The sequence below is a fragment of the Rhodococcus sp. T2V genome, assembly GCF_029269925.1.
GTDB lineage: Bacteria > Actinomycetota > Actinomycetes > Mycobacteriales > Mycobacteriaceae > Rhodococcus_F > Rhodococcus_F koreensis.
The window spans coordinates 1-7,537 of sequence record NZ_JARJBD010000191.1; the positions used below are offsets into that span (position 1 = coordinate 1).

The 7,537-nt window shown below is 65.1% G+C and carries 7 protein-coding genes; 1 reads left to right on the top strand and 6 read right to left on the bottom strand.

Features of this window, described 5'->3' with window-relative positions:
• Positions 1 to 312: 312 nt before the first annotated feature.
• Together P3H15_RS52515 and P3H15_RS52520 are read right to left on the bottom strand one after the other, a co-directional pair.
• On the bottom strand, positions 313 to 1,665 hold the full coding sequence (locus tag P3H15_RS52515; protein ID WP_276144577.1) for a PDZ domain-containing protein: 1,353 nt from the start codon (positions 1,663 to 1,665) through the stop codon (positions 313 to 315).
• Positions 1,666 to 2,103: 438 nt separating this feature from the next.
• Positions 2,104 to 2,328 (bottom strand): hypothetical protein, encoded by a 225-nt coding sequence (locus tag P3H15_RS52520; protein WP_276144578.1) that lies wholly within the window; start codon positions 2,326 to 2,328, stop codon positions 2,104 to 2,106.
• 118 nt (positions 2,329 to 2,446) lie between these two features.
• Between P3H15_RS52520 and P3H15_RS52525 the strand changes: the two genes are divergently transcribed.
• The gene (locus P3H15_RS52525; protein WP_276144579.1) at positions 2,447 to 3,046 is read left to right on the top strand and encodes a hypothetical protein; all 600 of its coding nucleotides are present in this window, start codon (positions 2,447 to 2,449) and stop codon (positions 3,044 to 3,046) included.
• Between the two features lie 528 nt (positions 3,047 to 3,574).
• On the opposite strand, the gene P3H15_RS52530 is transcribed toward P3H15_RS52525, so the two are convergent.
• The 4 genes from P3H15_RS52530 to P3H15_RS52545 form a co-directional block, all read right to left on the bottom strand.
• A complete protein-coding gene (locus tag P3H15_RS52530; protein WP_276144580.1) occupies positions 3,575 to 4,621 on the bottom strand; it encodes an HNH endonuclease in 1,047 nt (348 codons plus the stop codon).
• Between the two features lie 486 nt (positions 4,622 to 5,107).
• The gene (locus P3H15_RS52535) at positions 5,108 to 5,602 is read right to left on the bottom strand and encodes a hypothetical protein (protein ID WP_276144581.1); all 495 of its coding nucleotides are present in this window, start codon (positions 5,600 to 5,602) and stop codon (positions 5,108 to 5,110) included.
• Positions 5,603 to 5,739: 137 nt separating this feature from the next.
• A complete protein-coding gene (locus P3H15_RS52540) occupies positions 5,740 to 5,916 on the bottom strand; it encodes a hypothetical protein (RefSeq protein WP_276144582.1) in 177 nt (58 codons plus the stop codon).
• Between the two features lie 323 nt (positions 5,917 to 6,239).
• Positions 6,240 to 7,049: an N-formylglutamate amidohydrolase gene (locus P3H15_RS52545; RefSeq protein WP_346348890.1), complete on the bottom strand. Its 810-nt coding sequence runs from the start codon at positions 7,047 to 7,049 to the stop codon at positions 6,240 to 6,242.
• Between the last annotated feature and the right edge of the window lie 488 nt (positions 7,050 to 7,537).

Here is a 7,537-nt window from a genome sequence, read left to right on the forward strand (position 1 = left end):
TCCAGCGGGACCGGTGTCCCGCCAAGTCGGTGTCCACTTTCCGGGGGGAACCTCATCGTGCGGAATCTCCACCTACCATTTCTCCTGTCCTCGCCGGTACGGCGAGCTTGATCTCGGACAGTCCAACACGCGTGCGCTCGTAAATACCGGGTCCCCCTCACACATACAGGCCAAGCACGAAACACGGTCGGCAACTCACGAGGTTGCATGAGCGAGGCCCGGGCCGGCAACCCCTCAAATCACTGAGCAGTCACCACCTTCGACCTGAGTTTGCGCCAGAGGTACCAGCGGTGGGCGATCGGTCCGAATTCGTCAGATGGGGTGACTCGCGAGGCGTCCCGACGGGGCAATCTGCGGGGAAACCGTGAGGGAGGACGACCCATGGGTGGAGGGGTCGACCACGGTCAAGGTGAGTGAATGACCCGCCTTGTTCGTGAGTGCGACGAGCAGGTCGGTGAAGGTGCGTACCGGCACATCGTCGGCTGCGGTCACAATCTGCCCCTCTTGCATCCCCGCCCGTGCAGCAGGTGCTCCGGCCGAGACGTCGGCGACTTCGAGGCCCGGCGTGCTCCCTGCCGCCGGTTGGACCTGTATCCCGACAAAACCTTCGATCGGTGCGGAAGGTTGTGCAGCGTGCGGGTCGGCCATTGAACCCAAGGTGACCCCGACGGTGCTGTCCTGGCCGTGTCGGCTGATGCGGAGCGTGACCGAGTCCCCGGGGTAGTGAGATCCGACTTCGTCGAACGCGTACACGGGTCTGCCGACAGGTACGGCGGCGCCCTTCACCCCGAGAATCAAATCGCCCGGCTGTAGCACGGCGGACGCGGGTGATCCGGGGATCGTGCTCACCACAACTCCACTGCCGGTGGGCCCGTCTCCCTCAGAAGGTTGGCCCAGCCACACTCCGAGCCATGGTCGATCATCGCTGAGATCGATGAGGAGACCGGCGTCGCCTCGTGCTCCGATGGTTCGGGTGTACTTGCGCAGCGGACAGCATGCCGGAGCCCAGGGCGGAAAGTAGTCGCTGGCAACGGTGAGTGTCTGGGGACCGGTATCCGGGCCTTCCACCTGCACAGTTGCGTTCATGTCTTGGTTGCTGCGGTAGGCCATTTTCGCGACGCCGTCGCTGAGGGAGACGATCCCGGTCAGGGTCAGCGGATGATTCGCGGTGGAGTCGACACCGGTGATCAGCAGGTACGCCGGTTTGTCCTGATCGGCACGAAACCCCTTCACGGTCACCGAGGCCAGACGATTGGTTTGAGGAAGCAGCGGCACCGCGTCAAGGGATCCGGCCGCAGTCATCGTGTTCGCGGCATCGAACGTGACGTTCCACCGCTCAGCGATCGCATCGTAGGACAAGATCTGAACGTCCTGCGTCCCACCATCGACGGGCTTGCCGGCGTCCAGACCCGGACCGGCAGAGACGACAATCCGATCAGGTGTGGGGCCGCCGCCCAAGTCGAGAGCACTCGTCGTCACGACCCGGTAGTTCGGGTGCAGGACCGACGAATAGTCCGGCTCGGACACAGGTGACGACAGCACGGACGGTTGTGCCGTCGTGGCCAATCCCTCGTACGTCGAGACCGAGCAGGCAGTCATGGACAGCACGATGCCCGCGATGGTTGCGAGTACCCACAATTTCACCACCGCATCATCCACTGTCACCCCATGTTCGTGCAGCGCAGGGGGCAGAAACGGCGATCTGCGTCATTGCTCACCACCTACTCGACGGCGCCGTGGGTCGCGGCGGCGCGCAGGTCGGGGTCGTAGTCGTCGATGTACGCCACGGAACCGATCCGGCAACCGGCGATGCGGCCGTGCGGGCCACCCAGGTGATGCGGTCGCGGACCCCACCGACCGGGACGGCCCGGAGTAGTGCGCCTGATTCCCGCGGAGGCGATGGACCGGCTCGGCGAGGATGCCCGCCCAGTCTAGCCCCGGCGAAACAGTGGCGGACCAGCCGGACCGAGGCAGGCACAACCCATCCCGCAGCGTCCACGAATCGACGACGTTCGCATCCGCCCGCACCCCTCCACTCACCCAACGAGGACCAAGGCCGGGGTCTGTCGCGGCGCGAACGCGGTGGCCGGTAGGTCATCTGGTTCAGTCCTCGAAGCCGAGAAAATCGTCGAAGGCCGCCCGCTGCCGTGCCTGCACCTTTTGCCGGTAGCCAATCACGTCGCCGCCCTTCAGCCGGGTGTATGTGTCGATCTTGCGCTCGGAGCTCGCCAGCCCTGGATCAGTTTCATCAGCGTCGGGAAGATGTCGGGCAAGTCCGCCGCCCGCCAAACCGTTGCGGCCACCACCCACTGGGGGCCGTTGCTTCATCCACTTCGTTGGCGTTCGATCTCACGCGGGTATGCCTCGCATATGCTCCTGCGGGACAAGGACGCCGAGCCGCCGGCTTGACCGCCGTGTCGATGGTCACGGGAAAGGGAACGGTGCGATGGTCGTGCACGCGAGAAGTTCGGCGTTGGGGTCGGTGAACCTTACGGGGTACATCGTTGCGTGGCTCGCGAGCGTGGTAATCATCGTCGGCAGCGTCGCGCCGTGGTTCACCGCAGCGGCCTTCCTCTCTGTGCCAGGGACACAGTCCATCGGGAAATACACGTTGGCCATGGGCGCACTCGCTGCCGTGGTGTTGCTGATCAAGGCCGCCACACCGAGCCGCTGGCCGCTGGTCGCGGCCGCCGTGATAGGCATCATTTGCCTACTCACCACCGTGGTTGCCCTGGTCAAAGCGACCAGCCTCATTCCCGCCGAAGATCAACAGAACGGAACTGTCTCGATCGGGTGGGGACTGTGGATGACCCTCGTCGGCACCGTCCTCCTCGTGGTGGGGAGCATCGTCGCCGATCTCGTTGCCTTCCCCGCAGCCATACTCGGAACAGATCTCGAGCCTTCGCGATCCATGGTCGACGACGCACCTGTCGACTGGGCCGATCGCGCGACGACGCCATTTTTCATCGTCGCGATCGCGTTCGGCGGCCTGGTCGCGATCGCCGTGTGGCTCGATCTGCTCTTCGGGGTGACGTTGCTGCCCTGAACTGGGGAATCACATCGAAGACGCTGAGCACGAAGATCTCCTCCGGGAGGCCGTCCTCCTCCCGAATCGACAGCACCCGGACCGAGCCTCCAGTCTGCTACCGGGCCTCCTGGCAGCTACCCGGACCGGACTTCCACCGGCAAGCGACGACGAACTTACGAACACGACACGATCGACTACCTCGAACTCACAGCCGTTCCCCTCGGGTCCTGCTGGACGCGCCCCACCTCGGATACAGCCGGGGACGTGTGCGGGCGATCGACTTCGTCGCTTCGTCCAGCCCCACCCCCGCAGGCCACGCAGCGCCGTTTCCAGGTCCCAGGCAGGGCCACCCAGCGGCGAGCGGCTCCGGGTTCGTGAAAAACCGGGTCCCGATCCGGGCCCACCGCCCTCAGAAGGGCATTCAGCGCCTCCGTATCGGTGATCAGGATCGGCCCCGGGTGCGGGTCGCCCGGTCGCCAGCTCGTTCACGAAGACCGCCCGCTGCAGACAGTGGCGGCAAGGTCACCGACATGCACCCGGATCTGATCAGATAGCGCGCAGTCCTGAGGGCTCGGATCGCCATTCGTCCCAGTGCAGCTGGACCCAGGCCTTCTGCTTCTTGCTGAGCGTGATCCCCACCTTGTTTCCGTGAAGATCACCGTACGACGGATTCTTCCGGATCTCGTCCGTGACGTCGATGGTGCCGGCACTGTCGATCGCGATGAGACCGTGGTCGAAGAGCCGGTGGAGATCGCGGCGGAGCAGGAGTCCGCCTTCGCTGTCATGGACTCCGACGTCCGCGTAGCTGTACAAGTGGCACGCTTCCAACGTCTCCGCTGGTGAGGGTCCGGTGAAGGCACAGCTCGATCCGTAACGCCGGAGAAGTTCCGCGCGAAAGGCGGGTTGCCCGAGCCGCACTCGCACCGGGCGGGTCGAGTGACCTCCGCCCGAGAGCTGTCTGCTGGTGGCTTCGACGATGGTGAGCGGCTGTCCCGGTGCGGCCGCCTCGACCGCTGCCCGGAAGTCATCCCAGCGGAGTTCGCGGATACTGTTCTGCGAGTAGTTCTTCACGCACAATGCGCGCAGTTGTGGGGCGCCGAGTACACCGGCGAGGTCGACCCATCCCTGGTCGTGTGTCGTCCGAAAGGTCGTGACGTGTGACTCGGTGAATGCCGGCTCGTCGAATTCGGTTCCACAGTCATAGCAGCGGTACCGCGGCTGCAGTCTCTTACGCTCCAGGTAGTTCGTGGTTCCGCATGTGGTGCAACGACCGATTGCCTTGGTCTTATCGCCCTCGGCAATCGTTTCGATCACCGAGGCGCCGATGAGGTCGTTCTGGTCCCAGACGACGATGGCGTCGCCGGGAGAGACTTGGCGTGAGTTCGCCACATTGCTGTCCCAGCTGTAGTGGCTGGCGGCGTCGTCGTCGTACTTCTCCCCGCCGCCCAGTCGGCGGTACTCGGTTTTGGTCATCACCAGCCAGGCGCGGCGCTGCGCGGGTGCACCCTGCGGTGCCTTCGTGAGGGTGAATCCAAGGGATTCGAGCGCTTTTACCACGGTGTCTTGGCCGCCGGAGAATTCGGCTGCGGTCAACGCGGCCGACGGCGTGGGCGTGGGCGACGCCGGCGATCGCTTTCGAGTCGTACTCGCGTCCGTCGTAGAGGACCCGGTAGAACCGTGCGGGTGCGAAGCCGTACTGGGCAAGAAATTGGTCCTGCCCGAGCTCGTCGCACTCCGCGATGGCGTCAAGCACCGATTCCCGGGTGAGGTCAGCGGGGGTCACGGCGACACAATAGCGGGGTGGGACGACACAGTGGTGGCTCGGCCCGCGGCACCGGTCCCAACACACACCGAAGATTCCGGATTGCGTGGGCAATACAGGTTCCCATCGCAGCCGTGCGCGCCGCCGGCGGCGGAGATACGGCGCCCATGCTTCGGGGTGACCACGGCCCGCACCTTGTCGGTGCGGCTGCTGCGACCACCGCAGAAGAAATGTGTCGCCCCGGCGCATGGCCGTGAGGTGCTGATCACGTCCTGCCACGTCCGCAGGTCGGATCTCACTGGCGCCGCTGCAAGCAGCTACATCCCTGCCTTTACGGTTCGGTAGGCCTTCGCCGCGGCAATACCATCGTCGTAGTCGCTGACATACTGACCGGCCGTCCGGTCATACAGTGAGCCGACCGCTGCGGGATCGTGGGCCATGAACACCACGTCGGGCCGTCCGTCGTTGTAGCGGCGGTAGGTGTCGTAGTCCCAGCCGTCGGGCGCGTAGTCGTCGTTCCATGCCAGCCGGGCGACGGGGACGAATCCGGCGTCGGCATAGATGTTCGGCAGGACCGTGTCGAAGCAGTCGAGTCGCCGACCTCCGAGGACGGTGGCCTGGCGCAGCATCGACGGTGCCGCGTTGGGATGCGCGCCGTCGTTGTGGGAGAACACCGAGACGACTTCATCGTCCTTCAGAGCGACGCCGGCTTTTCCATCCTCGGTGACCAGCATCCTCATGTCGGCGTATTCGCTCTCGTCATAGACGTAGACCGAGGATGCGTAGCGGTTGTTGCTGGTCAGTTCCAGCATTTGGGTGCGGTACAGATCCGCATCCGACGAAGGTAGCTCGTACAGGGTCGGGCTCGATAGCCCACGCGCAGCGAAGTCGGCTCGCTCGGACTCAGGTCGGCGATGCGCGGCGAGCGGGTCGACGCGACGGCCACCAATCAGAAGCCGAGGGCTTCGGCTTCCTCGATCTTCTCGTCCGTCCAGACCTGCTCGATCGCCTGGCGCTGCTCCGGCGGCAGATCGGGCGTCCACCGGTACTTCCGCCAGAACTTCTCCCTGCGCTCCTGCGTCATCGGCTCGTGTGTCATGGTGGTCGGCTCCTTCGGTTCGGACATTTTCCCCAGTGTTTCGGGCGCGGTTCAGTGCTTCGATTTGGTTCGCACGCAGTCTGTCACCTGCAGATAGGCGGCGCTCGAGGTCGCTTCGTGCGGGCCCGGCTTCGCTCTTGATCGCCGACCGTAGTTCTTGTTGGCCACCGGGTGTGGCGTCGTAGAGGGCTTGGATTTCGGCGTGGTTGGATTCGGCCTTGTTGAGCCGTTGTTGGAGGTGGACGGCCTCGGGTTGGGTGTCGAGGTTGCGGCGGGCTTCGGTCAACCGGGCAGCGGCGCGGGTGAGACGGTTGCGCATGTGTGGGGTGCAGCGTGGTCCGGGCTTGGGTTTACACATCGGCGCCGACCTCGGTTGCGGTGTCGATGAGTGCGGCAAGGTATCCGCCGAGCTGTGCGACCGATTGTTTTCCGGGGCGACCATCATCGGGCAGGTAGGTGTCGCGGCGCAGCTCGATCATCACGGCGGATACGCGTTCGTCGTGGCCGTAGCGGTCGAGTGGCACGTAGCACCCGGTGTAGGGGGTGTTTTCAGCGATCTCCCCGAGGGGCCGGAAGGTCCGGCGGGTTGCGCTCGTCAACCAGTCCGGTGTGTGGAGGGGATCCGTGCCGATGCACAGGGCTGGTCGCACCGCGGCCGCGTTCTCGAATCCGGAGGGGCGTTCGGGGTAGGAGTGGACGTCGATGAGCACTGCTCGTCCGCAGGCTGCGATGCGGTCGGTGACGAGTTCGGCGACCGCGAGTGCGTACGGGCGGAAGTACTCGTCGAGGAGTGCCTCGGTATCGGCGAATGGTTCGTCCCTGAGGAGTCGGCCGTCGCAGGTCCGGGTGTAGACGGCACCTCGGCCGTAGGCAGCGGCCGGTTCGGAGGCGTCGGGGAACCGTTCGGGGTCGACGACCAGTCGGGAGAGGGCATTGTTCACGATCCACGGACGGGTACGGGCGTGGTCGGCGCCGATTGTTGCGATCAGGTCGGTGTCGGTATCGGTGGCCTCGTCCAGTTCGGCTTCGAGTGCCGCGTCGTCGAGCAGCAGCTGTGCGCGGACCTGTAGGGGAATCGTGCGCGAGGCGTGCGGTACGTGCAGGATCACCGGCGATGTTGGGTGACCCGGGAGGATCGAGAAGCTGTTCACGCGCGCCATTCGTGGGATCGACAGTCGGGGTGCTCTGGCGGTAGTTCAGAGCGTCTGTGGCGGGTCGGCCGAACCGTGGTCGTTAACGGTCTCAGCTCGAGGGCGTGTTTCACGGGTGTGGCGGTTACCTGCCGTCGCCAGGTGGGTCTTGGCCTGTCTGCCTGCGTAGTTGGCGTCTGGTGATGATGCCTCGACTGAGCGCGGTGGGGCGTTGGCCGACGTGATACAGGTCGTTGTTGTGCGGGCAGGGAAAGACTGCCAGGCCTCTGCTGGTGTGGAGACGTTTGCGGACTGTCTTGGCGTCGGATCGGAGGAAGTACCCGCGTTGTTTGCAGCGCCGGCACCAGGTCCAGCGGGCGGACGGGTTGTGTGATCGGTGGATTGTCATCGCGTGTGCCTCTTCTCGTGCGCTCGTGGACTGACTGACTGACACCGTCGATCGTCAGGCGGCGCGGGTGATCTGCAGGTTCAGCCAATCCGAGACCCACTGAATGGCG